Raw genomic sequence first — 1,558 nt, 5'->3', positions numbered from 1 at the left:
GGCCATTCATCCAGGTAATAGCATCAGCGCGATAAGTTTCGCCAAGAAATAGAATTCGTTTTTTAGACATTTGTTTAATCTTCCGTTTCCAGCGCCCGGTTTAAAAAATCATTCATTGGTTTTAGCGTAATCAATTTTTGCGCGACGATTTTACTAAAATCTTTATCTAAAAATAGTTTGTCATCGATTTTTTCAGAAGCAGTGAAGCTTTTTAATTTCAAAAATTCAATAGCAGGATGATCTGCTTCAAAATCCTTAGGTGCTTTTTTTAGCGTATTATTTTCATCACGGGTCAATGCGCCAAATTCTGATTTGAATTTTTTATCATTGACAATCGCTTCCAGATCTTCATAAAAAAAAGCAATTTCTTTTCGGATGCGTTTTAATTCATGAGGTTCCGGACACCAAACTCCACCAGCAATAAAGGATTTCCCTTTTTCGAAATGGATATAATAACCAGGGCTGTTTTTTGAGAATTTATTTTGGGTAAACCAACAGCCAATATTGGTTTTGTATGGCGATTTGTCTTTTGAAAAACGAATATCACGATTGATTCTAAACGTGCAGTTTTTGACTTCCAATGGCTCCAATGATTTGTCCAAAGGCTTTAGCTCTGCCAAAATTAATGCAATATAATTGTGATAATCTTTCTTGTAGTTTTCATACCTTTTCTTGTTGGCATGCATCCATTCGGTATTGTTATTGGCAACTAAATCTGCAAGAAATTGGGCAGCTTCTTTGGTTATCATATTACAAATGCTTTTTTAAATCTTCTTCCGAAATATAGCCTACGTTTCGCCAAACTTCTTTTCCTTTTTCATAAACGATAATCGTTGGCAGACTATCTAATTTCATTTGTTCTACGATAGTTTTGTTTTCATCGGCATCCAACTGTACAATTTTAATCCTATCTTTCATTTCTGTTTGAAACTTCAAAATATATGGCTTCATTTTTTGACAAGGCGTACACCATTTGGCGTTGAAATCAATCATAACCCTATCGCTTGATTTAGTTAATTCTCCATATTCCTGATCACACATTCCGATGATTCGTGTACTTGGCTCAGCATTAGCGTTGCCTTGTGCGTTCCATTTCATAATTCCGCCATCAAGATTATAGATTTCCTTGAAACCCAATTCAGCTAATTTATCTGCGGCTTTTTCGCTTCTTCCGCCCAATTTGCAATACACAAAAATTGGTTTTGATTTATCATATTTACTGGCATCTGTAACAAAATTATCGTCATTCCAATTCACATTTTTTGCATCGCCAATATGTCCGGAACTATATTCTTCCGGAGTTCTAACATCTAATAATTGTGGATTTTTATTTGTTTTCAGCTTTTCAGCATATGATTTTGCATCAATAGTATGAATAGCTTTGGATGTTTGTCCGTGGCAGCTTATAAATAGAAAACTCAATAATACTAGGGAAATAAATTTTGATTGCATGCTTTTAAATTTTAGGCTAAATTACAAATTTGAGCAATACTAAAGATTAAAAATTTTATAAGTCTGATGTGTTGTTTTTACTATGTTTTCCGTTCGTTCAGGATGC

At 33.8% G+C, this 1,558-nt stretch carries 2 protein-coding genes; both read right to left on the bottom strand.

The features are described from left to right. Positions 1–74 precede the first annotated feature (74 nt). Entirely contained in the window at positions 75–749 is a 675-nt protein-coding gene (locus tag ABIQ27_RS03620; protein WP_348032140.1) for a DUF2461 domain-containing protein, read from the bottom strand. Position 750: 1 nt separating this feature from the next. Continuing rightward, complete coding sequence (locus ABIQ27_RS03615; RefSeq protein ID WP_348032138.1) at positions 751–1,452, bottom strand: rhodanese-like domain-containing protein; 702 nt, start codon at positions 1,450–1,452, stop codon at positions 751–753. Positions 1,453–1,558: the final 106 nt, after the last annotated feature.

It is taken from the genome of Flavobacterium sp. (assembly GCF_039916025.1).
In the GTDB taxonomy this organism is placed as follows: Bacteria; Bacteroidota; Bacteroidia; order Flavobacteriales; family Flavobacteriaceae; genus Flavobacterium.
Note: the sequence above shows the minus strand (reverse complement) of the source record. Positions and strands in the feature narration are given on the sequence as shown.